The sequence below is a fragment of the Rhizobium mesosinicum genome (assembly GCF_019511345.1).
Taxonomy (GTDB): Bacteria; Pseudomonadota; Alphaproteobacteria; order Rhizobiales; family Rhizobiaceae; genus Rhizobium; species Rhizobium mesosinicum.
This window is the reverse complement of sequence record NZ_JAEUAK010000017.1, coordinates 46,339-71,219: the sequence shown is the minus strand read 5'-3', so window position 1 is coordinate 71,219 and position 24,881 is coordinate 46,339. Positions and strand designations below refer to the sequence as shown.

General features: G+C 60.5%; 25 protein-coding genes. 6 read left to right on the top strand and 19 right to left on the bottom strand.

All coding sequences use genetic code 11. The annotated features are described in order from the left end of the window. Positions 1–16: 16 nt before the first annotated feature. The 5 genes from dxs to JNB85_RS29105 all read right to left on the bottom strand — a co-directional run bounded on the left by dxs (position 17) and on the right by JNB85_RS29105 (position 5,096). Positions 17–1,933 (bottom strand): 1-deoxy-D-xylulose-5-phosphate synthase, encoded by a 1,917-nt coding sequence (gene dxs, locus JNB85_RS29125; RefSeq protein WP_220337878.1) that lies wholly within the window; start codon positions 1,931–1,933, stop codon positions 17–19. Between the two features lie 102 nt (positions 1,934–2,035). Next, complete coding sequence (locus tag JNB85_RS29120; RefSeq protein WP_220337877.1) at positions 2,036–2,959, bottom strand: pirin family protein; 924 nt, start codon at positions 2,957–2,959, stop codon at positions 2,036–2,038. A gap of 90 nt (positions 2,960–3,049) precedes the next feature. Beyond that, positions 3,050–3,817, bottom strand: a complete 768-nt coding sequence (locus JNB85_RS29115) for an SDR family NAD(P)-dependent oxidoreductase (protein ID WP_220337876.1) — start codon at positions 3,815–3,817, stop codon at positions 3,050–3,052. 89 nt (positions 3,818–3,906) lie between these two features. Then, complete coding sequence (locus JNB85_RS29110) at positions 3,907–4,158, bottom strand: exodeoxyribonuclease VII small subunit (protein ID WP_003545921.1); 252 nt, start codon at positions 4,156–4,158, stop codon at positions 3,907–3,909. A gap of 2 nt (positions 4,159–4,160) precedes the next feature. Then, a complete protein-coding gene (locus tag JNB85_RS29105) occupies positions 4,161–5,096 on the bottom strand; it encodes a histone deacetylase family protein (protein WP_220337875.1) in 936 nt (311 codons plus the stop codon). A gap of 186 nt (positions 5,097–5,282) precedes the next feature. Between JNB85_RS29105 and JNB85_RS29100 the strand changes: the two genes are divergently transcribed. Further along, the gene (locus JNB85_RS29100) at positions 5,283–5,684 is read left to right on the top strand and encodes an acyl-CoA thioesterase (RefSeq protein WP_220337874.1); all 402 of its coding nucleotides are present in this window, start codon (positions 5,283–5,285) and stop codon (positions 5,682–5,684) included. On the opposite strand, the gene JNB85_RS29095 is transcribed toward JNB85_RS29100, so the two are convergent. The 3 genes from JNB85_RS29095 to JNB85_RS29085 are packed head-to-tail and all read right to left on the bottom strand — an operon-like array spanning position 5,681 to position 7,550. Continuing rightward, positions 5,681–6,244 carry a biotin transporter BioY gene (locus JNB85_RS29095; protein WP_220337873.1) on the bottom strand — a complete coding sequence of 188 codons (564 nt, stop codon included), beginning with the start codon at positions 6,242–6,244 and terminating at the stop codon, positions 5,681–5,683. The two genes, JNB85_RS29100 and JNB85_RS29095, sit on opposite strands and share 4 nt — an antisense overlap. Positions 6,245–6,267: 23 nt before the next feature. Beyond that, positions 6,268–6,876 carry an energy-coupling factor transporter transmembrane component T family protein gene (locus JNB85_RS29090; RefSeq protein ID WP_220337872.1) on the bottom strand — a complete coding sequence of 203 codons (609 nt, stop codon included), beginning with the start codon at positions 6,874–6,876 and terminating at the stop codon, positions 6,268–6,270. Next, on the bottom strand, positions 6,876–7,550 hold the full coding sequence (locus tag JNB85_RS29085) for an energy-coupling factor ABC transporter ATP-binding protein (RefSeq protein ID WP_220337871.1): 675 nt from the start codon (positions 7,548–7,550) through the stop codon (positions 6,876–6,878). Before JNB85_RS29085 ends, JNB85_RS29090 begins: the two co-directional genes overlap by 1 nt. 126 nt (positions 7,551–7,676) lie before the next feature. Between JNB85_RS29085 and JNB85_RS29080 the strand changes: the two genes are divergently transcribed. Further along, complete coding sequence (locus tag JNB85_RS29080) at positions 7,677–8,867, top strand: winged helix-turn-helix domain-containing protein (RefSeq protein ID WP_220337870.1); 1,191 nt, start codon at positions 7,677–7,679, stop codon at positions 8,865–8,867. 29 nt (positions 8,868–8,896) lie between these two features. On the opposite strand, the gene ribB is transcribed toward JNB85_RS29080, so the two are convergent. From ribB to JNB85_RS29065, 3 genes are all read right to left on the bottom strand, one after another. Beyond that, positions 8,897–10,000: a 3,4-dihydroxy-2-butanone-4-phosphate synthase gene (gene ribB / locus JNB85_RS29075; protein WP_220337869.1), complete on the bottom strand. Its 1,104-nt coding sequence runs from the start codon at positions 9,998–10,000 to the stop codon at positions 8,897–8,899. A gap of 10 nt (positions 10,001–10,010) precedes the next feature. After that, complete coding sequence (gene aroC, locus JNB85_RS29070) at positions 10,011–11,108, bottom strand: chorismate synthase (RefSeq protein WP_220337868.1); 1,098 nt, start codon at positions 11,106–11,108, stop codon at positions 10,011–10,013. A 170-nt stretch (positions 11,109–11,278) separates the two neighbouring features. Continuing rightward, positions 11,279–14,452 carry a bifunctional diguanylate cyclase/phosphodiesterase gene (locus JNB85_RS29065; RefSeq protein WP_220337867.1) on the bottom strand — a complete coding sequence of 1,058 codons (3,174 nt, stop codon included), beginning with the start codon at positions 14,450–14,452 and terminating at the stop codon, positions 11,279–11,281. A gap of 246 nt (positions 14,453–14,698) precedes the next feature. On the opposite strand from JNB85_RS29065, the gene JNB85_RS29060 reads away from it, so the two are divergent. After that, complete coding sequence (locus JNB85_RS29060) at positions 14,699–14,959, top strand: DUF1344 domain-containing protein (RefSeq protein ID WP_112542941.1); 261 nt, start codon at positions 14,699–14,701, stop codon at positions 14,957–14,959. A 24-nt stretch (positions 14,960–14,983) separates the two neighbouring features. Here the strand turns inward: JNB85_RS29060 and JNB85_RS29055 are convergent, their stop codons facing one another. The 4 genes from JNB85_RS29055 to JNB85_RS29040 form a co-directional block, all read right to left on the bottom strand. After that, positions 14,984–15,574 carry a histidine phosphatase family protein gene (locus tag JNB85_RS29055; protein ID WP_220337866.1) on the bottom strand — a complete coding sequence of 197 codons (591 nt, stop codon included), beginning with the start codon at positions 15,572–15,574 and terminating at the stop codon, positions 14,984–14,986. 30 nt (positions 15,575–15,604) lie between these two features. Further along, positions 15,605–16,423, bottom strand: coding sequence for an enoyl-ACP reductase FabI (gene fabI, locus JNB85_RS29050; RefSeq protein ID WP_112573377.1), 819 nt, complete (start codon positions 16,421–16,423; stop codon positions 15,605–15,607). Between the two features lie 122 nt (positions 16,424–16,545). After that, positions 16,546–17,754 carry a DnaJ C-terminal domain-containing protein gene (locus JNB85_RS29045; RefSeq protein WP_220337865.1) on the bottom strand — a complete coding sequence of 403 codons (1,209 nt, stop codon included), beginning with the start codon at positions 17,752–17,754 and terminating at the stop codon, positions 16,546–16,548. Between the two features lie 288 nt (positions 17,755–18,042). Next, entirely contained in the window at positions 18,043–18,501 is a 459-nt protein-coding gene (locus JNB85_RS29040; protein WP_220337864.1) for an RT0821/Lpp0805 family surface protein, read from the bottom strand. Between the two features lie 64 nt (positions 18,502–18,565). On the opposite strand from JNB85_RS29040, the gene pdxH reads away from it, so the two are divergent. Further along, positions 18,566–19,186, top strand: a complete 621-nt coding sequence (pdxH, locus tag JNB85_RS29035) for a pyridoxamine 5'-phosphate oxidase (protein WP_220337863.1) — start codon at positions 18,566–18,568, stop codon at positions 19,184–19,186. Between the two features lie 5 nt (positions 19,187–19,191). Here pdxH and JNB85_RS29030 read toward each other — a convergent pair whose 3' ends face one another. Continuing rightward, the gene (locus JNB85_RS29030; RefSeq protein WP_220337862.1) at positions 19,192–20,226 is read right to left on the bottom strand and encodes a polysaccharide deacetylase family protein; all 1,035 of its coding nucleotides are present in this window, start codon (positions 20,224–20,226) and stop codon (positions 19,192–19,194) included. Between the two features lie 234 nt (positions 20,227–20,460). Here JNB85_RS29030 and JNB85_RS29025 point away from each other — a divergent pair, with 234 nt between their 5' ends. Continuing rightward, positions 20,461–21,762 (top strand): D-alanyl-D-alanine carboxypeptidase family protein, encoded by a 1,302-nt coding sequence (locus JNB85_RS29025; RefSeq protein WP_220337861.1) that lies wholly within the window; start codon positions 20,461–20,463, stop codon positions 21,760–21,762. Between the two features lie 62 nt (positions 21,763–21,824). After that, on the top strand, positions 21,825–22,130 hold the full coding sequence (locus JNB85_RS29020) for a nucleoside triphosphate pyrophosphohydrolase family protein (RefSeq protein ID WP_220337860.1): 306 nt from the start codon (positions 21,825–21,827) through the stop codon (positions 22,128–22,130). Positions 22,131–22,142: 12 nt separating this feature from the next. Here the strand turns inward: JNB85_RS29020 and JNB85_RS29015 are convergent, their stop codons facing one another. The 3 genes from JNB85_RS29015 to JNB85_RS29005 form a co-directional block, all read right to left on the bottom strand. Beyond that, entirely contained in the window at positions 22,143–22,640 is a 498-nt protein-coding gene (locus JNB85_RS29015; RefSeq protein WP_220337859.1) for a GNAT family N-acetyltransferase, read from the bottom strand. Between the two features lie 12 nt (positions 22,641–22,652). Then, positions 22,653–24,068 carry a metalloprotease TldD gene (gene tldD, locus JNB85_RS29010; protein WP_220337858.1) on the bottom strand — a complete coding sequence of 472 codons (1,416 nt, stop codon included), beginning with the start codon at positions 24,066–24,068 and terminating at the stop codon, positions 22,653–22,655. A gap of 81 nt (positions 24,069–24,149) precedes the next feature. After that, on the bottom strand, positions 24,150–24,812 hold the full coding sequence (locus JNB85_RS29005) for an invasion associated locus B family protein (RefSeq protein ID WP_220337857.1): 663 nt from the start codon (positions 24,810–24,812) through the stop codon (positions 24,150–24,152). Between the last annotated feature and the right edge of the window lie 69 nt (positions 24,813–24,881).

Here is a 24,881-nt window from a genome sequence, read left to right as displayed (position 1 = left end):
GTTCCGGCGTGCTGCCTTAACCGGCCACGCCGACCGCAACACTCCGTCCGAGCGCGTTGAAGACGGTCGAAACAATGCCGGCGCGGTCGAGTCCGGCATGGGCGATCATCGCTTCCGGCTTTGCCTGCTCCATCCATATATCGGGCATGACGAGCGTGCGCACCTTCAGCCCGCGGTCAAGAAGACCGTCCATCGCCATGAACTGCATGACCTGGCTGCCGAAACCGCCGACGGAACCTTCTTCTACAGTGATCAGGATTTCGTGGTGGCGCGCAAGCTGGCGGATCAGGGCATGGTCGAGCGGCTTTGCGAAACGCGCATCGGCAACGGTGGTGGACAAGCCTGCGGCATCGAGATCTTCGGCCGCCAGCAGACAGTCGGCAAGCCGCGTCCCGAAGGAAAGAAGCGCAACCTTCGTGCCTTCCTTGACAATGCGGCCCTTGCCGATCTCGAGAATATGGCCACGCTCCGGCATGTCGACGCCGATACCTTCGCCGCGCGGATAACGGAACGAGATCGGGCCGGCATCATAGGCGACCGCCGTGCGCACCATATGCTTCAACTCCGCCTCGTCTGCCGCTGCCATGACGACGAAGCCGGGCAGGGTGGCAAGGAAGGCCGTGTCGAATGAACCCGCATGTGTCGGCCCGTCGGCGCCGACGAACCCGGCGCGGTCGATCGGGAAGCGCACCGGCAGGCCCTGGATCGCCACGTCATGCACGACCTGGTCGTAGGCGCGCTGCAGGAAGGTGGAATAGAGCGCTGCAAACGGCTTGAAACCTTCGGTGGCAAGACCGGCCGCGAAGGTCACGGCATGCTGTTCGGCGATACCGACATCGAAACAGCGTGACGGGAAGATCTCGGCGAACTTGTCGAGGCCGGTGCCAGTCGGCATGGCGGCCGTGATGCCGACGACGCGGTCGTCGAGCGTGGCTTCCTGGATCAGCGTCTCGGCAAAAACATTGGTATAGCTCGGCGCATTCGGCTTCACCTTCGCCTGCGCGCCGGTGATGACGTCGAACTTGTTGACGCCGTGGTATTTGTCGGCTGCGGCTTCCGCCGGGGGATAGCCCTTGCCCTTCTGCGTGACCACATGGATCAACACCGGCCCGTTGGCGTTGTCGCGCACATTGCGCAGCACCGGCAGAAGGTGATCGAAGGAATGACCGTCGATCGGCCCGATATGATAGAAGCCCATCTCCTCGAACATCGTCCCGCCGGTCACGTAACCGCGGGCATGCTCGACGGCGCGAGTGATCGCGCGGTCGACATTCTTGCCGAGATAGGCCGTCAGTTTCTTGCCGAAATCGCGGAAGCCCATATAAGTGCGCCCGGAAGCAAGGCGGGCGAGATAGGCGCTCATAGCACCCGTCGGCGGCGCGATCGACATGTCGTTGTCGTTGAGGATGACGATCAGCCGCGCGTCGAGCGCGCCGGCATTGTTCAGGGCCTCGTAGGCCATGCCGGCCGAGAGCGCCCCGTCACCGATAACGGCAATCACACGGCGGTCCGTCTTGTCGATATCGGCAGCGACCGCCATGCCGAGACCGGCCGAAATCGAGGTGGAGGAGTGCGCAGCCCCGAACGGGTCGTATTCGCTTTCGGCCCGGCGCGTGAAGCCCGAGAGGCCGTTTTCCTGGCGCAGCGTCCGAATCCGGTCGCGGCGCCCGGTCAGGATCTTGTGCGGATAACATTGGTGACCGACATCGAAGATCAGCCGGTCGTCGGGCGTATTGAAGACGCTGTGAATGGCGATCGTCAGCTCCACTACGCCGAGACCGGCGCCAAGATGCCCGCCGGTGCGGGAAACGGCATCGATCATCTCATCCCGCACTTCGCGTGCAAGCTGTGGCAGATCGCGATCCTCGAGCTTGCGCAGGTCGGCCGGAAAGGTGACCTGATCGAGCAGCGGGGTCTTCGGGGATTGTGTCACGGGCTGGCGCTCTTCTTTGACTGATCGGCTTTGCTTTATTCGATTGAATTGCGGCAAAACAACTGCATTTGCATAACCGCAAGATTTTCACCTTAGAGCACTTCAGCCCTCCGGCAAAGGCACGAATTCCTCTTCGTCACCGGGAACGATATCGAAGCGGCCGGTGCGCCACTCCTCCTTGGCTTTCTCGATCCGCTCTTTCGAGGAAGACACGAAATTCCACCATATGTAGCGTTTCGAATTGAGTGCAGCACCCCCGAACAGCATCAGATGACAGCCCTCGACACCCGCTTCCAGTGTGATCGCATCGCCTGGCCGGAAGACGAGAAGCTGGTCTGCAGCGAACCGGTCGCCGGCAATGACGACTTCGCCCGCAAGCACGTAGACGGCACGCTCCTCATGGGCTGCGCCGAAGGGAAATTTCGAACCCGGCTGGAGGGAAATATCGGCGTAGAGCGTATCGGTGAAGGCTTTGACCGGCGAGGTCAGCCCTTCGAACGAGCCGATAACGACGCGACCAGTCACTCCGCCATCGTCGATGAGCGGCATGTCGGTCTTTTCGGTATGGGCGAAGGACGGAGCGATCTCTTCCTTGTCATCGGGCAGTGCCAGCCATGTCTGCAGGCCCGACATGGAGAGCGGATGGCCGCGCAGATTGTCCGGCGTGCGCTCGGAATGCACGATGCCGCGACCGGCAGTCATCAGGTTGATGTCACCGGGACGGATGACCTTTTCCGTGCCGAGACTGTCGCGATGGCGGATTTCCCCGTCGAAGAGATAGGTGACTGTCGAAAGCCCGATATGCGGATGCGGCTTCACATCCAGCGCCTCGTCCGGCTTCAGGATCGCCGGCCCCATGCGGTCGAAGAAGATGAACGGCCCCACGAGCCGGCGCTGCCGCGTCGGCAGGGCGCGGCGGACCTGGAAGCCGCCGATATCGCTGGTGCGCGGAATAATGAGGTTCTCGATCGCGTCACAGGCGAAGGCATCGCCGGGGAGGGGATCTTTACCAGGGAAGAAGGACATGACGCACTCCGATCACAAAGGCCTGGAGCCACAGATAACGTCTGCTGGCCTGTGGCGAAAGGGTCAGTTTGTCAGATAGCGGCGAAGCGCTCAGATCGCCGTGAAGCCATTATCCACGAAAAGATGCGCCCCATTGACGAAGATCGATTCATCGCTGGCAAGATAGAGCGCCGCACGGGCGACATCCTCAGGTTCGCCGATCCGGCCCTGCTGGGCGGCAATTGCCGCATCCGAGACATCCACGCCATGCGCCTGCAGTTCCTTCACTTCGCGCAAGCCATGCGGTGTGCGGATGAAGCCCGGGCAGACGGCATTGCAGCGGATGTTGCGGTCCCGGAACTCCACGGCGATGGCACGCGCAAACATATGCACCGCGCCCTTCGTCGTGTCGTAGAGCACTTCCATCGGCGTGGCGGCAACCGCCGAGATCGACGAGGTGCAGACGATCGATCCGCCGCCGGCTTCGATCATCTTCGGCAGCACCGCCTTGGTCATCAGGAACATCGAGCGGACGTTGACGGCGTGCAGCCAATCCCATTCCTGCAGCGTGGTTTCCAGGAACGGCTTGATGACGATCGTGCCGGCATGATTGAAAAGCACAGTCACCGGCCCGTAGCGTTCCTCGACGCCGGCGACCGCGGCATTGACGGCTGCTTCTTCGGAGACGTCGGCCGTCCAGTAATCGGCTTCGCCGCCTGCAGCGCGGATGTCATCGACGGTTTTCGCTGCCGCCTCGCCATTGCGATCGATGATGGCGACGCGCGCGCCCTCAGCCGCAAAGAGTTTCGAGGCAGCACCCCCCATGCCGGTCGCACCACCCGAGACAATAGCAACCTTGCTCTTCAATCTGTCCGTCATCTTGCTGTTCCCTTGATGTTTATCGAGGGATCATAGATCGGCCGGAAGCCGGTCGCCAAGTGGCTTGAAAGGGAGTTTCGGTACGCGCTTCAAGCGCCGTCGAGCGGCTCCACGCCCTGCGGTTTGCCGGCGCGGTCGAGGCGGATCTTCTCGATGCGGTTTTCGGCAGCAGAAAGCAGCGTTTCGCAATGCTTCTTCAGGGCTTCGCCGCGCTCGTAGATCTCGATGGATTCATCCAGCGCCACGTCGCCACGCTCCAGGCGCGCAACGATGCTTTCGAGTTCGGCCACTGCCTTTTCGAAGGAAAGGCCGGAAACCTCCGGCTTGGCGCTGTCAGTCATTCTCAACCCTTCATCATTCTCAGAATATGCATGCCCGCCGACTCGGCGAGTCCTTCCAGATCATAACCGCCTTCGAGCAGGCTGACGACCCGGTTATCGGCGCTGCGGTCGGCAACCTCCAGAAGCCGCCCCGTTGCCCAGTCGAAATCCTCGCCCGTCAGGTTGATCTGCGCCAGCGGATCGCGGTGATGCGCGTCGAAACCGGCCGAAATGATGATGAGGTCGGGCCGGAAATCGGTAAGCGCCGGCAGCACGCGCGACTTAAAGGCCTCGCGAAAATGGTCGCTGCCCACATTGGGCGAAAGCGGTGCATTGACGATCGTGCCATGCACGCCGTTCTCGTCCTTGGCGCCCGTACCGGGATAAAGCGGCATTTGGTGGGTGGAACAGAAGAGAACGGAGGGATCGTCCCAGAAAATATCTTGAGTGCCGTTGCCGTGGTGCACGTCCCAGTCGACGATGGCCACACGCTCGGCACCATGAGCCTTCTGTGCGTGGCGGGCAGCGATCGCTGCATTGTTGAAGAAACAGAAGCCCATGGCCGTCATTTTCTCGGCGTGATGTCCTGGCGGGCGGGCTGCGACAAACGCATTGTCCGCCTTGCCTCGGAATACATCGTCGACGGCAGCCATCGCTCCGCCGATGCCTGTCAGCGCGGCCTGAAAGCTCTTCTGGCTTGCGTAAGTATCGGCCTCGAGTTGGTTGATCTTGTCTTCCTCTTCCGGAATCTGCCGCATGACGGCGATCAGATGCTCTTCCGGATGAGCAAGCAGCACCGCATCTTCATTCGCCTGCGGGGCTTCCTTTCGGTCGAGACGTTCGAAATTCGGATGCTCCAGCGCCACATTGAGCGCACGGATGCGGTCGGAGCGCTCGGGATGGCCTGACGGCGTCACGTGCTCAAGAAAGATGGGATGTTCGTAAAGACGGGTGCTCATGCCGGCACTCTATCGGTCGTATATGTCATGATCCACAGCAGATGGGGCGCTGCCTGCCGATTTCAACAAGCCGCATCGCCGCAGTTAAGAGCCGTGTGCCCGCGTTTACGCTAATTTAATTGTTTCGTTTACTTCGCCGGACCCCGTGCTAGGGTCGCAGTGATAACCTGCAAGGCAGACCTGTAAATGAGTAAGACAAACCGCCCGGACGTGGTGGAATTGCGCATACCGTTTCGCGATGTGGATATGAACGGCCAGATGTTTCTGGCCTCCTATATTTCCTATGCGGAATCCGTACTTGCAGGTTTCTGGTCATTGAGACCACGCGTGGAGGACGAGCCTGTTTATACTCCCGCCAAGGTGTCTTGCATCCTTCACCGGCCACTGCACTATCACGAGACGGTAACCTTCACGGCCGGTGTCGATAAGATCGGTGTCCGTTCCATCGGCTTCCTTATCGCTGCCGAGATCGAAGACGAGCGTGCCGCCGAGGTTGAGATCACCTGGCAGGCACGCAGCCGTGAGGACGGCTCGCCGGCCGCGCTTCCCGAAGAGACGCGCGACTGGCTATACGGCTTTCTGGATTAGGCGCGAACCGGCAGCAACGGGTAGCCGACCATAACAGCCCGGCCAACAAGAGCCGCTACGAAGGCCTTGATGACATCCCCAGGGATGTAGAAAAGGCTGCCGAGGAAGGCCTTCTGCAAGGTGACATCGGCCACGATAGCCGCAAAGACAATGCCAAATGGATAGAGCACGAAGATGCCGCCGATGACGGCAGCAAGGAAAAAGCTCACCGTCTGCACGAGGCTTGACTGTCCGGCGTTGACCAGCCGCTCGCTGAGGAAGCCTGTAACAAAAGCAGCGACCACCCAGCCATATAGGAAACCTGAGGTAGGAGCGACAAGGGCCGTCATTCCGCCGCGGCCACCCGAAAGCACTGGTAGGTTCATTGCGACAAGCGCAATTACAATAAGCACTGCAATAGAGCCACGTTTCGCGCCAAGGACGACGCCTGCCATCATCACGCCGAGCGATTGTGCCGTAATTGGAACTGCGACAATACCGACATAAATAGGCGGCAGCAGGCCGAGGGCCACAATGATCGCGGCGAAAAGAGCGGTAAGAACGAGGTCTCGCGTGCTCATCGTGATCTCCAATTCACAAAACGTTAACTGACATGCCGTCGAATGCCGCGCGCGTCAATTGCCGCAGCAACATTATCCGCATCCCTTAGTGTTAAAATGATGAGCGGGGTAAGGATCGTCGTCGGTCGCACTTTCAGACCGCGGGCAGCATGTGCCTCGCTGATCGCATGGTAGCGGGCAATGATCTCGGGCACGAAACGCAGCACGAGACCGACCGCCAAACCAACATCAGTGGCGTTCACCCAGCCGATGCGTTCCACTGGCCGCACAAGCGTCGTTATCTCGTCCATGAACTGGGCGATCGTCGTTGTGGCCGTCACGGCGGCGGCAAACAGCATCAGCGCGGTCAGCCGTAGCAACGTTGCCAAAGCTTGATGCCACGGATTAACAATAAAGGTGATAAGCGCCACGAACGCGATTGTCAGGAAGATCGGTTTCAGCCGAGCGGCTGATTCCTTCATCGGCATGCCGACGCTGCGATAGGCGAGCACGGTCAGCAGCATGACGACTGCGAGCAGCGGGATATTGCTGCTGATGAACAGCACTAGGCCGAGCAGGAAGAGCGAAAGGACCTTTACCCGAGGCGAAAGCCGGTGCAGGGCGCTGTTGCCTTCGACATAAAGCGATTGCATCAGGCCGCAAGCTCCCTGTAGTGGGCGATCGCTTCTGCTGCCGGCGCATCGGCCGCCAGCTTGCCTTCGTGGAACAGCAGCACTCGCTCGAAACCTGAAATCAATTCGAGATCATGGGTGATGACGACGACATTTTCTTCGAGCCCGTCGATGATCTTCTGCACCAGCGCGCGGTTGCGCAGGTCGAGCTGATTTGTCGGTTCGTCGAGGATAAGGATATTGGGACCGGTCGCCAGCACGGAGCAGAGCGCCGCGATCTGGAGCTCGCCACCCGAAAGCTCATGCGCACGGCGAGTGGCGAGTTCCCCGGCATTGAAGCGGGTTAGCACCATCTCGACCTTTCGATCGATCTCCGCCTTGGTGAAGCCACGGCCCTTCAGCCCGAAAGCGATGTCGTCCCTGACGATCGGCAGGATGATCTGGTTCTGCGGCGACTGGAAGATGAAGCCGACATCGGCCAGCGCCGTCTTCTCGTCGCGCGTGTCTCGCCCGTTGACGGTGACCTTGCCGGTGGTGGGTTTGGTCAGCCCGTTGATCATCCGCGCGAAGGTCGTCTTGCCCGAACCGTTGAGGCCGATGACGCCGAGGCGGTTTTCGGTGAGAGACAATGTGAGCGGCTCCACTGCGACCCTTGCTCCGAAACTGGCGCCCGCGCTCTCGAAACGAATATCCAAGTATGGGTCCCCTTGTTTGAGTTCCTGCTTCTATAAGGCTGCGGCCGTGCGATAAAGGATCAAAATCAGATCGGTGGGAATATGGTATCGGGTGGCTAGGAAGATTTTCCGCGCTATGATGGCGACATGACGAATCTGCTCTCCAATTCCGATGCCCGCCGTATCTTTCTCGCCAAGCAGGGGCTGAGCGCCCCGCCAAACCGCGCGCTGACCAAAGCCGGCCTGCTGGACCTCATCCACGATCTCGGATTCGTGCAGGTAGACAGCATCCAGACGGTGGAGCGCGCCCATCATCAGATCCTTTTTTCCCGCAACCAAACATACCGGCGCGAACACCTGACCGCGCTTCTGGAAAAGGACGGTACGCTCTTCGAACACTGGACGCATGATGCCTCCATCGTGCCGAGCGCCTTCTTCAAATACTGGAAGCACAAGTTCCTCGACGAGGAAAAGGCAATTGTCGAGCGCTGGCGCAAATGGCGCGGCGAGGGTTTCGAAGCCTCCTTCGAGGAGACCTATGATCGTGTGGTTAAGGGCGGGGCGATCCTGGCGCGCGATATGAAGGCGGATGGCCACGTTTCCGGCGGCTGGTGGAATTGGCATCCGAACAAGACGGCGCTCGAATATTTTTGGCGCACCGGCAAATTCGCGATAGCCGGCCGCTCTAACTTTCAGAAGATCTACGATCTCGTCGAGCGCGTCATTCCCGCCGAATTCCGCGAGCCGGAGGTGAGCCGCGAGGAATTCGTCGACTGGGCCTGCCGCAGTGCGCTCACTCGTCTGGGCTTTGCCACACATGGCGAAATTGCCGCCTTCTGGGATCTGCTGTCGCCGGACGAAGCCAAGAGCTGGGTTGCCGAAAACAGAGATGAACTGATCGAAGTGATGATCGAACCTGCGCTTGGCGGCAAGCCGCGTACCTCATGGGCTTTCGCGAATTTTTTCGGCGCGATGGATACTTTTCCCGAAGCGCCGTCGCGAATCCGGGTGCTCAGCCCGTTTGATCCGATGATTCGCGACAGAAACAGGACAGAACGTCTTTTCGGTTTCTTCTATCGTATCGAAGTCTTCGTGCCGGAGCCGAAGCGCGAATATGGTTATTATGTCTTCCCGCTCCTGGAAGGCGACAGGCTCATAGGCCGCATCGACATGAAGGCCGACCGCAAGAAGGGTACGCTGGATGTCAAAAGGCTATGGCTGGAGCCGCGCGTCAAGGCATCTGCAGGGCGGTTCGAAAAGCTCGAAGCCGAGCTCGAACGCCTGGCGCGTTTCGTCGGGGTGGAAAAGGTCGTCTATTTGGACGGTTGGAAAGGATAATCCCGCTCCGGCGGGAGAAGGAAAGCTGGTCAGCAAATTTCGGTTCTGGAAATCTTGATCCCGAAGCCTTCCAGGCCGACATAATGCCGCTCGCGACTGGTCAGGAGCTTGATCGAGCCGACACCGAGATCTCTAAGGATCTGCGCACCGAGGCCGATCTCCAGCCATTCGCTGTCGCGCGTTTGTGCTTCTGCATGAGCCTCGCGGCCCTGCCCGCGCGCCTTGCGGCCATTGTCGTAATGGCCGACTCCGACAGAGCCTTCGCGCAGATAGACGATGATGCCGCGGCCCTCCTCGGCGATCTTCTTCATATAAAAATCGACGGGCTTGCGCTTGCCGAACAGGTCGTCGGCGACGTTTTCCGGATGCAGGCGCACCGGAATATCGACACCGTCCCTGATGTCGCCAAAGACGACGGCAAGATGCTGCATCGGATCCCAGGGCAGGGAGTAAGTATGAGCCTTGGCCTTGCCGAATGGCGTCTCGATATCGAAGCTCGATCCGAGCTCGATCAGCGTTTCCTTGCGCTGGCGATAGGCGATGAGGTCGGCAACCGACAGAAGCTTCAGCCCGTGCTGCTCGGCGAAATCCACGACCTGCGGACCGCGTGTTACTGTTCCGTCGTCATTGACGAGTTCAGAGATGACTCCGATCGGCGGCAGGCCGGCAAGCCTGCAAAGATCGACCGCTGCTTCCGTATGGCCGGAACGCATTAACACGCCGCCTTCGCGGGAGACCAGCGGGAAAATGTGACCGGGGCGGACGAAATCCGACGCGCCGACGTTCGGGTTCGCAAGGTTGCGCACCGTCAGCGTGCGGTCGTCGGCAGAAATGCCCGTGGTCGTGCCGTGCTTGAAGTCGACGGAAACGGTGAAGGCGGTCGTATGGGCGGAATCGTTTTCCGCCACCATGGCGTTGAGGTTAAGGCGCTTCGCCTCTTCCCTCGGCATCGGCGCGCAGACGATGCCTGACGTGTGGCGCACGATGAAGGCCATCTTTTCGGGGGTCGCATGCACGGCGGCGACGATCAGGTCGCCCTCGTTTTCACGATCATTGTCATCCATGACGACAACGATCTCGCCGGCTTCGAAAGCCCTGATAGCATCGACAACGCGCTTCTGATCATACGACATGAGACAATTCCTATTTCAGCCGGCCGGTCTGGCCGCGGTCGCGAAGATAGTGGTCGGCAATGGCGCAGGCGATCATCGCCTCGCCGATCGGCACGGCGCGGATGCCGACGCAAGGGTCATGACGGCCTTTGGTGCGGATATCGACATTCTTGCCGTCGGCATCGATCGACTGCCGCTCGGTGAGAATGGAAGAGGTCGGCTTGACAGCGAAGCGGGCGACGACCGGCTGGCCGGTCGAAATGCCGCCAAGGATGCCGCCGGCATTGTTGGACAGGAAGATGGGCTCGCCGTCATTGCCCATGCGCATCTCGTCGGCGTTGTCTTCGCCGCTCGTCTCGGCGGCGGCAAAGCCGTTGCCGATCTCGACGCCCTTGACTGCGTTGATCGACATCAGCAGCGAAGCGATATCCTGGTCGAGCTTGCTGTAGATCGGCGCACCCAAGCCCGCCGGGACACCATCGGCAATCACCTCGATGACGGCGCCGATGGACGAGCCGGCCTTGCGGATGCCGTCGAGATATTCTTCCCAGACCGGCACGATCTCGGCATCGGGTGAGAAGAACGGGTTTTGCCCGACCTGATCCCAATCCCAGTTGGCGCGATTGATCTTGTACTTTCCGATCTGCACCAGCGCGCCGCGGATCGTCACGCCAGGCACGACGAGCCGGGCGATGCCCCCGGCCGCAACCCGCGCCGCCGTCTCGCGCGCCGAGGAACGGCCGCCGCCGCGATAATCGCGTATGCCGTATTTCACGTCATAGCTATAGTCGGCATGGCCGGGGCGATATTGCCGGGCGATCTCGCCATAATCCTTGGAGCGCTGGTCGGTATTTTCGATCAGCATGGAGATCGGCGTTCCCGTCGTGACCATCGTCTCGCCGTCGGCGTCCATCATCACGCCCGAGAGAACCTTTACCAGGTCGTCTTCGCGCCGCTGGGTGACGAAACGGCTCTGGCCTGGTTTGCGCTTATCGAGCCAGACCTGCAGGTCCTCAAGCTTGAAGCGCAGCCCCGGAGGGCATCCGTCGACGACGGCGCCGAGTGCTGGCCCGTGGCTTTCGCCCCAGGTAGTTACACGGAAGAGATGACCGAATGTATTGTGCGACATGTGTTCCCGCCGGATGCGCGGAACCGGTGTCGTCGGCCGCGCCATTACTCAAAAGGCGCGACACTCATAGGCCAAAAAACAGTTCAGGCAAAAGCCTTTCTTTGCGCCGGATGGTGCGATCGGGAAAATGGTATTTCCGTATTGACGAACGACGACAGGCTCGCCTTCAGCTACGATGCCAGCAGCCAGGCGGTTCCGCGCGCCTCGATGGCGAAATCGTCGAAGGAGAGGGGACGTGCAAAGGCATAGCCTTGCAGGACATCGCAGCCGAGATCGCGCAGCAGTTCGGCATGATCAAGCGTCTCGACGCCCTCGGCCACCGTCTCCACGCCGAGCGAACGGGCGATCTCGATGATCGAGCTGACGAGCGCGCGCTCCTGCGAGGAGGCGACGATCGGCTGGACGAGCTGCCGGTCGATCTTGAGCCGTTTCGGCTTGAGCTTCAGCAGCGATACGATCGAGGTGTGGCCGGTGCCGAAATCGTCGATTTCGATGTCGATACCAAGCGCCTTGATCCGTTCGAGGTTCTGCGAGACCACGTCCTCGCTTTCGTCGAGAAAAATGGATTCCACCAGTTCGAAGGAAATTTCGCCGGGGCGGATTTGCAGGTCGGTCAACGATTCCAGGAGGCTGCCATCATGCAGGCGCCGCGCCGAAACGTTGACGGAGACTTTTGGGACGGAAACGCCCTGTGCCGCCCACCGCATCTTGTCGCGCAGCGCCGTCTCCAGAACGATGCGGTCGAGCGTCTGTACGACATTGATCTCATCGGCAATACGCAGGAATTTGTCCGGCGTGAGCAAGCCCCTGGAGGGATGGCGCCAGCGCACCAGAGCCTCGACCCCCGTCAGCTTCATCGAGCGTGCGCAAAACTGCGGCTGATACCAGGCCGTGAACTCGCCATTGTCGATGCCCGCGAGGATCTCATCGGCCGTGCGCTTGTTGTTGATGATGTCGGCTTGCAGATTATGGTTGAAGAATTCGAAGCGGTTGCGGCCAAGGCTCTTGGCGCGATAGAGCGCGATGTCGGCATTGATCAGCACTTTGCGCGCATCGACATGAATGCCGCTCGCCAGCGCAATGCCGATCGATACGCCGCAGCGGCAGGAGAAGCCCTGGAAATCGATCGGCTGGCGCATTTCCTCGACGACGCGGCCGGCGAGCTCCGCCATTTCCTTGTCGCCTACGTCGAAGGAGAGGATGACGAACTCATCGCCGCCGATACGCGCAACGACATCGCTGTCGCGCAGGTTTCTGGAAAGCACGCGTGAAGCATGTACCAGCATCGCATCGCCGGCGGCATGTCCCAGCGTATCGTTGATTTCCTTGAACCGGTCGAGATCGATATGCAGGATCGCGAATGTCTGCGGCTCGCCGCGGCCGGCATCGGTAAGGTTTTCCAGCGCGATATCGAGCTTGCGGCGGTTGGCGAGCGAGGTGAGCGGGTCGTGCAAGGAGTTGTGCTCGATCCTGTTCTTGGCAAGCTCCAGTTCGACGTTCTTGGCGATCGCCTCGTCCTTCGCGGCCTTGAGGCGCAGCGTCATCAAAGCGTCTTCGGTCGAATCGAAGGCGATGCCGATGATTTTCATCTCGCCGGTCGGCGTGCGGTGCACCTTGCCCACGGAACGCACGTAGCGCAGGCCGCCATTCTCGTCCGGCACGCGGACGACAAGCGTATGCGTGTCTCCGAGTCGCTTGAAATGCCGGGCGCTTTCGAGCGCCAGCCCGCGATCATCGGGATGGATGCGGGAGAGCCAGGCCTCTTCGGTCACGAAGGCATTGCTCTGCTTCAACCCGTAGAGCTCTTGCATGCGCTCGTCCCAGATCGAACCGCGCTTGCCGAGAACTGCCTCCCAGATGCCGCATTGATAGGAATCGAGCGCCAGATCGAGCTTGCCGGAGAGTTCGGCAAGCTCCGCCTCGCGGCTCGAAAGTTCTGCCAGCGCGAGTTCCAGCTCGGCATTCTTGAGCTCGCTCGTTTCCTTGGCGAGACGAAGCGTATTGGTGACTTCCACGTCGGCCGTGACATCCCAGACGATGCCGATCGTCTTTCCTGTGCCGCCGGCATCCGTATAGAAGGCGCCGATGGAGCGCAGATGGCGGATCCGACCCTCTTCCCGCATCACCCTGTATTGCGTGGTGCAGGCTTCTCCGGCGATGCTGCAACCGAAGAAGTGAACCTCGGCGATTTCGCGGTCTTCGGGCACGATCGTCGAAAGCAACACATCCAGTGGTTGGTTGCCCTCGATCGCTTTGAGCCCGTGAAGGGCGGATGCGCGTGAATCCCAGGCAAGGCTGGTGGCGTTTTCCTGCAGCTCCCATATGCCGATCCGGGAGGATTCAAGCGCCAAGTTCAGGCGCTGCGACAGTTCCAGAAGCTTGCCCTCGCGGGTCTCGAGCTGCGCGATGTTGCGGTTGCGTTCACCGAGCAGCCATATGGCGAAGAAGATCGGGATGATGATGACGCAGCCCGCAGCGACGATGATCAGCCGCAGTTCAGGCTGATTATCAGGAATGGCGTGCCAGCCGCCCTTCGGCACGGCTGCCAGTTCCCACCGTCCGCCCGCGAAACTGATTTTGCGCCGGAGTGGATCCTTCTCGTAGATATTGGATGGGCCGAAAAAGGGCGCCGCAGTTTCGTCCGGAGTGCCGATGTCGCGCACAGCGATAGAGAGGTGGTCGAGATGCGGATAGCGCTCCTGGTTTTCGCTGTTGCGCGCCGGCTTCAGACCGGTCGCCTCGTAGAACATGTTCTGGTCGATGACCACCTCGACCGCGCCCCAGATGCGGCGCTGGCCGTTCTGCTTGACGAAAACAGGGAAGAAGATCGCGAAGGCGTTTTCCGCCTCCGTCATCTTGAAGGGACCATAGAAGCGGGCCGACTGATCGTTGGTATTGCGGCTGATAGACATGCGCTCCAACAGCCGCTCGCGCACATCCTTGCCGATTCTGTCTCTGCCGGATTGCGCCGGATAAACCGACTTGACGATGAAATCAGGCGCGACCGCAATATGGATGAAATGCGGATTCTGGATCAGCAACCAGTTGATTTGCCGCTCCAACTCCACCTCGTTCTCCTGCGTGCCGAGCGAGATCAGGTTGGAAAGGTCGCGGACGGCGGTGATGTCCATATTGATCTGCGCCGACATGCGGGCACGGATCAGGTAAGTCTGGCTTTCGGTACGGATTTTCAGCTCACGCAGATAGGCGGCAGTATTCGCACTGTCGAGTGCAAAGCCGACGGCAATAACGACGATGGCCACGAGGGCGGAAACCAGCAGCGAGACACGCGTATTCTTCAGAACTCGCCGCAGCTGCTTGCTGTTGCTCAGCCGGAATTGCAAATCACACACCCCTACATTCGCGCTGACTTTAGGGTGCAGGAGTTAATTTACGATTGCGCGCATTCGCGCCTGCTAAATCGCGTAAACGGAGAGAAAAATACGGTTAATCGAGCCTCTTGATTATCCGTAAGATCCTATTCATCAATTGGGCGCCGAAAGCCATTCTTCCGGGCAATTTTCGCCATATTCAGGAGTTTATCTGTGGCCACTCGATATCAACGGCAGCGTTTCAAAGGAATTGCCGACATGCGTTTCGTTATTGCTACGCTTCTGGCCACGGCAAATTTTCTTTCGCCGATGAGCAGTTTTGCCGAGAGCGCCGATGTCGAGGCGACGATCAAGAAGGTCGACACGACCAATCTCGTACTGACGCTCGATGACGGCAAGACCTATCAGGCGCCCGAGGAATTCGATTTCGAGGGCCTCAAAGCCGGGGTCAAGGTTGTGATCTTCTACACGGAAGTCGACGGCAAGCGCGTCATCAACGATCTGGATATCGTTAAGTAGGGATCGTCAACCAAGCCGATTTGCCTAGATCCAGCCGATCAGACTCTGCGACGTCTCGATCTTCAAAATCCGATCCTGCGGGATTTCGCCTTCGGAGGCGACGTCCTTCGGCAGGTTGGAGATGATCTTGAACAAGCTTCTGATGACGCCGCCGTGGGTGACGCAGACGGTCGGCCGGTCGACCGAATTCAGCCATGCGCCGGTCCGCCACGACATGATCTCGTAGCTTTCCGCATCCTCCCCGGGCGGAATGAAATCCCACTTGTTGATATTGCGTTCCGTTACCCGGTCGGCCTGCGATGCCCTGAGCTGTTTCAGCGTATGGCCTTCCCAGTCGCCGAAGGAGACTTCGACCAGACGGTCGTCGGTTCGGTAATCCTTGGGCGCAAGCCCCATGGCCGACCGCATGATCTCCATGGTCTCCCGCGTGCGCCCGAGCGGGCTTGCGACGAAATCGAATTCCATGTCTTGGGATTCCAGGATCGCCGCAAGGGCGATCCCGTTCTGTCTTGCCTGTTCGCGCCCGATCGCGTTGATCGGAATATCCTTCTGCCCCTGCAGGCGGCGCTCTGCATTCCAGTCGGTCTGGCCGTGTCTGATCACATAGATGAGCACGGGGATCGGCTCCGCTTGGGGGAGGACGGATCAGTCCTTGATGACGGAAATATCAGGCGCGTCCACAGCCTTCATGCCGATGACATGATAGCCGCTGTCGGCGTGATGCACTTCGCCGGTCACCGAACGAGACAGGTCCGAAAGAAGGTAGAGGCCGACATCGCCCACTTCCTCGATGGTGACGGTGCGGCGCAGCGGCGCATTGTACTCGTTCCACTTGAGGATGTAGCGGAAGTCGCCGATGCCGGAGGCGGCAAGCGTCTTGATCGGGCCTGCCGAAACGGCGTTGACGCGAATGTTCTTCGGTCCGAGGTCGACGGCGAGATACTTGACGCTGGCTTCGAGCGCAGCCTTGGCAACGCCCATGACGTTGTAATTCGGCATTACTTTTTCTGCACCGTAATAGGTGAGGGTGAGCATCGAGCCGCCTTCCGTCATTAGCTTCTCGGCGCGGCGAGCGACCGAGGTGAAGGAGTAGACGGAGATCTGCATCGTCTTGGCGAAATTGTCAGGCGTCGTATCGACATAACGACCGGTCAGCTCGTCCTTGTCGGAAAAGCCGATGGCGTGCACGATGAAATCGATCTTGCCCCATAGCTTCTCGACATTCTCGAAAACGGCGTCGATCGTGGATTCGTCGCTCACATCACAATGGCCGACCATGACGGCGCCGATTTCGGCGGCCAGTGGCTCCACGCGCTTCTTCAGGGCGTCGCCCTGGTAGGTGAATGCAACTTCTCCGCCCTGCGCATGAATGGCCTTGGCAATACCCCACGCAATCGAACGATTGTTGGCGACACCCATGATGACGCCGCGTTTGCCTGCCATGAGGCCGGATGCTTGAGCCATATTTCGCTTCCCTAGGAATTCTGATGATCCTGCCTATGGCATAGGCTGTTAATCGGTTCAAGCAGGCCCAAGATCATCAACTGTTAGGGATCGTAACAAAGGGTGCGATTGTCACCAAAATTTCATAAAAACAGCCCTTCACGCATGCTGCGCATGAGATCAGTGACTTTGGCGTCGGGTTTTTCCCACAACATAATACGCAACTCAACGACGAGATCGCCTTTTCCGCCGCTGTCGTTGGGCAGGCCCTGGTCGGGAATGCGGATCGTTTTGTCGGAGCCTGACCAGGCCGGAACCGTCACATTGAGTGGCCCCTGCGGACCGTCAACACGGGCCTCGGTGCCGAGCACCGCATTTTCGATGTTGAGCGGCAGCACAGCATGCACGTCGAAACCATCGACGGTGAAGCGCGGATCGGGTGCGATGTGGATGTTGATGACGGCGTCGCCGCGCTGCATGCCCGGCAGCTTGAATCCCTGACCCTTGAGCCGGATCTGATGGCCTTCAGTCGTGCCGGCCGGAAGCGCGAAGCCGACTTCGCGGCCTTCCGGGAGGGAAACCGTCGTCCAGCTTCCCTTCATGATGTCTTCGATTGTCACGGTCGCGGTCGCCACTTCATCCGGGGCCTTCTCAAGGCCAGGCTGGCCTGCGCCGGTGAAGCGGCGCACGAGCGAGGTCAGCAGGCTGAGCGGCAGCGACATGTTGGCGCCAGTGCCGGTAGTGGCCTCCGTCTGCTCGTCCTCCGCCTTGGTGGCTTCTGATTCCGCTGTTTCCTGTTCCGGTTGCCTGGCCGCCTCGGCTGCATGCGGCTTGGCTTGCGCTTGCTGGGAATGTGCTTGTTGAGAATGCGCCTGCGGGGCGTGTGGTTGCTGTGGTCCGGCGGCGCGGGGTGCCTGCGCGCCAAAAATGCGCTCGACCATCTCTTCTGCAGCTTCGGTTGCGCCTGTCCGCTGCTGTTTGGCGCCTGCTGCCGCAGCCGCCTTTTGCGCATTGGCATTGGCGCGTGCAAGCTCTTCCATCACGCGCTCGGCAGTGGCCTGTGCGGCCTTGGCCCGGGCGGCGGCCTCACGGGCAGCCTGGCGCTGCTGCATGATCGTCTGTTCCTGCTTCTTGGCTTCCGCCATGCGCGCGGCGCTGTCGAAGAGATTGCGCTTCTTCGGATCTTTCAGCGTTTCATAGGCGCGGCCGATCTCGGCAAAACGTGCGGTCGCCGTCGGGTCACCCTGATTGTGATCGGGATGCACGGCCTTGGCCATGTTGCGCCAGGCCGCTTTGATTTCGTCCGCATCCGCGTCGCGCTTGACGCCCAGGACCTTGTATGGATCACGCATTAGTTCGCACCGCCGCTGCCGCAATCCGGGAGGCATGTTCCTCGTGGCCGTTCCCGAAAACCGAATCTCAACTCACAGCGCGCCGTCCGGTCCGCTCTCGCGACAGGAAAGCCCGCTCGTTGGGCGATCGTGCGGGAGAGTTGCTAATCACTTCTTATTTCCGACGTTGGATATGGGGTGTTTCGCCGCGAATGGTTAGCCTTTTGCTAAACATTGAGGCGAATCGGCACGGCGCATTAACCCTGACGTGTCAGGGCGCATCGCGCCGAAACAGGTGGCCAGACGGGATCAGCTTTCCGGCTGGAAGCTCAGAAGCTGCCAGTTGCCGCCGCCGACAAGGCAGGTCTTGCCATAGAATTTGGCGATGCCGACATAGGAATGCCGCGTGGTGCGGAACTGGCGGCAAACCTGGCCTGAGTCATTATTCTCGACGATCGTGTCGATGATGCCGGCACTGCCGGTAGACGCATTGGCCCAGGGAAGCGGCTGTCCCTCGAGCTTCTGGATATCGGCAGACGTCACGGCGTTGCGCACCGTCATCTCGTCGGAAAGCGTGTCCGTGCTGGGGGCGGGCTGCGGCACTGTGCCGGTCGCAACTGAACGATCCACCTTTGCCGAGCTCAGGAAATCTAACCCTCCGGTCATGCAGCCGGAAAGTGACAGAATCGCGATACCGACGACGGAGAGCCTGAAGCTGCGGCGCAGCGAACTCTTTGTATGGCGATGTGTCTTTGCTATGACTTCCACCCTGTATCCTTCCCCAGCGTCAAAAGCTGGGTCAGTTTTCATAAACCGCGGGATTTGAATTAATATGTCGGCAAACGGGTTAACAGGTGGTGACTTTACCGAAAGCGAAGAGCCCTTCAAGCTCTTCGGGGAATGGCTGAAGGAGGCGGAGGCTTCCGAAGTCAACGACCCCAATGCTGTCGCACTCGCGACGGTCGATGAAGATGGGCTGCCCAATGTCCGCATGGTTCTCCTGAAAGGCTTCGATACCGACGGATTCGTCTTCTACACGAATTTCGAGAGCCGGAAAGGTCGCGAAATCTTGGGACAGAAGAAAGCCGCCATGTGTTTCCACTGGAAAACGCTGCGCCGTCAAGTGCGTGTCCGCGGTCCTGTCGAAATTGTAACCGATGCCGAGGCCGACGCGTATTTTGCGACCCGTCCCCGCGGCAGCCGTATCGGTGCCTGGGCTTCCAAGCAGTCGCGGCCGCTCGAAAGCCGCTTCGCACTGGAAAAAGCCGTTGCCGAATATACGGCGCGCTATGCTGTCGGCGAGATTCCGCGGCCGTCTTACTGGTCCGGTTTCCGGATCCGCCCGACCTCGATCGAGTTCTGGAAAGACCAGAAATTCAGACTGCACGACCGGATTGAGTTTCACCGGCCGACGCCCGAGGGAAACTGGGGTAAGGTGCGGATGTACCCGTAAAGAGCTTATTTTCCAAGTAGTTTCAAGGGAATGCCGGAAGCCAGCGCCGAGACATAGCGCGGCTTCTGGTAAAAGCCGTTGAGCGAAATGCGCGGCATATAAGTGAGCTGTCCTGCCGCCGGCAAACCCGGCTGCGTCGTCACGGCGACGGCAAAGCCGAGATCGGCTGCAATGCCCGCTTCGCGGGCGGTCGCCGTCGCCGGCAAGCCATAGGGATAGGCGATTGTCCGGGGACGAGTTCCTGTAATCGATTCGATATAGTCAGCCGAAATTTCCATCTCGATCCGGGCCTCGGCCCAGGGCAGACGGGCAAGCGCCCGGTGGCTGATCGTGTGGGCGCCGAGGGTGGCAAGCGGACTTGCCGCAAGCGCCCCCAGGTCCTTCGGCCCCATCACCAGATCGCGGGTAATATCCGTCGGTTCGATGCCATAATGTCGCGCCATCGCGTCCACGTTGGAAACGGCACGGGCTTCATCCTGGCTGTGGATGAATGCGGCGAACCGGTCGAAAGCCTCCCATTGGCGGACGGGCGTATCAAGCGGCAGTCTCTCTCTGCCGCGGCCGAAGTTGAACTCGACGCTGTTTTCTCTGCTCAACAGCAGTGCCAGTGTTTCCCACCAGATGCTGTGCGAGCCCTCGGCAAAGCCCTGTGTTATGAAAACGGTAAAGGGTGCGCCATGCCGTTCGAACACAGGCAGGGCATGGACCAGATTGTTGCGGTACCCGTCATCCAGCGTGAAAGCGGCGAACAGGCGATCGTCCCGCGGATCTGACAAGAGGAAAGGCACCGCATCGAGCGGTACGAAACGATAGCCGATCCGCTTCAGCCGCCGGAGTGCGGCGTCCAGAAATTCAGGAGTGATTTCGAGATGACGGTTGGGCTCGAACGGCTGGGCGATGTGCGGGCGCACATGGTGGAGGGTGAAGATGATACCGCGTCCGCGGGCTTCTTTCATGAGCCCGGCGGCGTTCGCCAGCCACGCCCCTTTCAGACCGCCGCCGATCGCGATGCGCTTCAGACGCCGCTTCCACTGCCCCATTTTTTCCGTGACCCCGCTTGGTATTCGTGTCACAGAGGTTATCAATACCGCCGTTAAACCTTGCTGAATCCTGCTCGGAAAAAGGGTGCTTTTACCGGCCATTAACCGAGCGAAACAAAAGCTTGGAAAACTCTTGGCCGTTGCCTCAAAGTCGCGCCAGATTATGGGCATGTGTCACAATACGGGACAAAATGCCGGTCGTGTTGAACTGCCGGAACATTCGAGGGGAAGTGCATGAAGACGCTTTTGGTTGCCATTCTGACTGCGACGCTGGCTCTTTCTGCACCCGTTGCGGCCTTCGCCGGCAGTGCGTCCCTCGTACTCGATGCCCGCACCGGTAAGGTCCTCGCGTCCGAAAACGGCGATACGCTCAACCATCCGGCTTCGCTCACGAAGATGATGACCCTTTATCTCACCTTCGAGGCGTTGAACCGCGGAAAGCTCACCTGGGATACGCCGATCACGATGTCGAAATATGCGGCTTCCCGCCCGCCGACGAAGCTCGGCGTAAAGGCGGGCGGTACCATCACCGTGCGTGAGGCGGTCTATGGCATGATCGTCAAGTCGGCCAATGATGCCGCTGCCGCCATTGGTGAAAAGCTCGGCGGCTCGGAGAGTAATTTCGCAAGGCTCATGACTCAGAAGGCTCGCCAGCTCGGCATGAGCCGCACGGTCTTCGTCAATGCTTCCGGCCTGCCGGACAATCGCCAGGTTACCACTGCGCGTGACATGTCCACGCTCGCCGTGGCGCTGATGAAGAACTATCCGAGCGAATATCGGCTCTTCTCCACTGCGAGCTTCAATTTCCGCGGCCGGACCATCCGCGGCCACAACAATCTCATGTATCGCTACCAGGGCATGGATGGCATCAAGACCGGTTATACGAATGCCTCCGGCTTCAACATCGTCAGCGCCGTGAAAGATGGTAACCGCCGCGTGGTCGGCGTAGTGCTCGGTGGCCGCACCGCCCGCAGCCGTGATGCCAAAATGGCCGGATTGTTCGACCGCTATATGGGACGTGCCGCCTCCGGCGCCGCCAAGCTGACCGCCAGCATCAATGCGAAGCAGCAGGTCGAGGTCGCATCGGCCGCGGATGACGCCGATGTTCCGGTGCCGGTAGGCGCGCCGCGCGTTGCGGATGAGGCATCAGCACCGGCGCCAAAGACGCTCGGTTATGCCGACGATGGCGTTATCCCGCTGGAGCGCCCGGCGGCAATGGACGAGATCATGAATGCCGGCAAGGCGCCGAAAGCGCCAGTCGGCAAGGCACCAGCCGACAAGGCAGGTGGCTGGCAGATCCAGATCTCGGCCGCCCCGAGCGCCGATGCTGCCCGCGCACTTCTTGCGCAGGCCCAGTCCGAGGCCGGCGCGCCGCTCGTTTCCGCCTCACCTTACACGGAAGCTGTCGGCAAGGGCGCCAATGCGGTTTATCGCGCCCGTTTCGTCGGCTTCCGGAGCAAGGAAGACGCGACGTCTGCCTGCGATGCTCTGAAGAAGCGCTCCTACGACTGCATGCTCCTGCCGAACCAGGGCTGATCTCCACACTCTGGACAATTTCCGGGAATCGGCGCTCTCCTCATAAACAAAAGGAGAACGTCATGCTGCAACGGCTCGCCGACCAGTTCGAGATCTCATCGTCCACCTACGCCGCCGCCAACGACATCGAGCGTGATGCCGACTGGTTCCTGCTGAAATTGCAGGAGGAGATGGGTGAACTGACCCAGGCCTGGAACCGTCTGACCGGCCGCGGCCGGGCCAAGGGACGGTCACCCGAGGAGGTGGAGCGCGATCTCGCAGACGAGACTGCCGATATCCTCGGTCACGTACTCCTCTTCGCTCGGCGTCATAACATCGATCTTGCTGCTGCAATCGAGCGAAAATGGAAATTCACGCCGGAAGCCTGATCCGCTGGATAGTCAGGGGGCTGCTGCTTTGCGCTGATAGAACTTGCTGTCCACAGCCATGCGGGGAAAGGCGCGGGGCAGATCCTTCGCTGGAATTTCTGAAAATCCGTTCTTTTCATAAAACCGATGTGCGGCGACGAATTTGTCGGTCGTGCCGAGGAAGATATCGGTGACGCCTACATCGCCGGCATGCGCAAAGAGGGCATCGAGCAACCGGGCGGCGACACCATGTTCGCGCCCGCGCACTTCGGCGGCAACGAACATCTTTCGAAGTGCGGCCTGGTTATTGCCGATATCCTTGAGGCCGAGTGTGCCGACAATGGCGCCGTCTTTCACCGCGACCCAGAACTGCCCCTTGCCCGACTGATAAAAGTCGGGAATGACGCGCAGATCCGGCTGTGCGTCAGCGGTGATGTCGATGCCGAATTCTTCACGCTGGATCGGCAGGATGACCGAGATCACGTCATCGGCATCGTCAGGGACAAAGGTTCTGATTTCGATTTCCACCATGACGGCACCGCCTCAGGCCTGGGTGCCGCCGACGGTGACCTGATCCATGCGCAAATGCGGCTGGCCGACGCCGACGGGAACCCACTGGCCGGCCTTGCCGCAATTGCCGATACCGGTGTCGAGCTTCATGTCATTGCCGATCATCGACACACGCTTCATCGCATCCGGGCCGTTGCCGATCAGCATGGCACCTTTGATCGGCGCGCCGATCTTGCCGTTTTCGATGAGATAGGCCTCGGTGCAGCCGAACACGAACTTGCCTGACGTTATATCCACCTGACCGCCGCCGAAGGAGACAGCGTAGACGCCCTTCTTGACAGAAGCGATGATCTCTTCCGGCGACTTGTCGCCGCCGAGCATATAGGTGTTGGTCATGCGCGGCATCGGCACATGCGCATACCCTTGGCGGCGACCGTTGCCGGTCGGCGCCATGCCCATCAGCCGGGCGTTCTGCCGGTCCTGCATGTAACCGATGAGCTTGCCGTTTTCAATCAACACGTTGTAGGCGGAAGGTGTGCCTTCGTCGTCGATGGTGATCGAGCCGCGGCGGCTGTCGATCGTGCCGTCGTCGACGACGGTCACGCCCGGTGCCGCCACCATCTGCCCCAGGAGGCCCGCAAATGCGGACGTCTTCTTGCGGTTGAAGTCACCTTCGAGGCCATGGCCCACGGCTTCGTGCAGCATGACGCCCGGCCAGCCGGAGCCGAGCACCACATCCATCGTGCCCGCCGGCGCATCGATCGCTTCGAGATTGACAAGTGCCTGCCGTAGCGCCTCGTCGGCGCCGTGCTGCCAGTTTCCGGTTGCGATGAAATCGCCGAAACCGATGCGTCCGCCCTGACCATAGGAGCCGCTCTCCTGCCGGTCGCCTTCGCCCACCATGACGGAGATGTTGATACGCGTCATCGGCCGGATGTCCTGCACGCGGTGGCCGTCGGCGCGCAGGATATCGACCACCTGCCAGCTTGCCGCGACCGATGCCGTAACCTGCCGCACCTTATCATTCTTGCCGCGCAGATAGGCGTCGATATCCGTCAGCACCTTCACCTTCTCCTCGAAGGTCGGCGAGCCGATCGGGTTTTCGTCGGTGTAGAGCCTGCGGTTAGTGCGCTGGGGTGCTGCCGCATAGGAGCCGGAATAACCACGCGTCACGGCGCTGACCGCATCGGTTGCCCGCTTCAGCGCCGAGACGGAAAGATCGCCCGCATGCGCATAGCCGACTGCTTCGCCGGCAACCGCGCGGAGGCCAAAACCCTGCTCCGTATTGAAGCTGCCGCCCTTGAGGCGGCCATTGTCGAAGGTCAGCGATTCCGCCTGCGCGTGCTCGATGAAGAGCTCGCCGTCATCGGCGCCGGAAAGCGCTTCAGCGACATGCTTGCGCATCGTCGCCTCATCGGCATCGAAAAGCGTCAGGAGATCGTTGGTCATGGTCTTTTGCTCCGCAAGGAGAGCGGGAATGCTCAATAGCCGATGTAGGTCTGTTGTGTTGCGCGAGCAAGCCCCGCCAAATCAAGGCAGGGCGTCGTAGCCTTCCGCGAAGCCCTTGAGGTCGACCGGGATGCCGATGCCTTCTTCCGGCGTCTGGAAGACGATGAAGGTCGCCTGTGCGCCGCTGCGGAAGGTCTTGAGAAGTTCGTCCTCGAGAACGACTTCGGCGTAGCAGCCATCGGCGAAGCAGCGCACGAAATAGGCGCGGCCGATATCCTTGCCGTCGACGTTGAGGCCGAGGCCGTTCGGCAGCAGCACGCCGAGCGGCGCCAGCACACGCAGGATCTTGGACTTGCGGTCGGCCGTCTTCAGGACGACGACGGACAGGCCCACTTCCGGACGGTCTTCGGCGATGACATTCTGCATCAGCGCACACTGCTCGGTCGAAGCGCCTGCCGGCTTGTCGCAGACGACCGACCATGCGCCATGGTTGGAGCGGACCGTGCCGGGAGCCGCCGGCTGTGTCTGTCCGGGCGTCATCTGCTCGACGTTCGGCGTCGTAGACGGTGCGGGCTGCTGTGCCGGGGCGGGCTTCGGAGCAGGCGCGGCAGGACGCGACTGCGCGGGCGTCGGCGTCTGTTGAGCGAAAACGGGGCTCGTCGCGGCGGTCGCGATGCCTGCGGTCAGAACAAAAGACCGCGCGAGGGAACGGAAACCCATGAAAACCTCTGGATATCGAATCATTGCCGCTATTGTTGAAGCTGCCCACGGAAAATGAAAAGCCCCGCCCCGTGAAAACCGGGGGACTGCGGC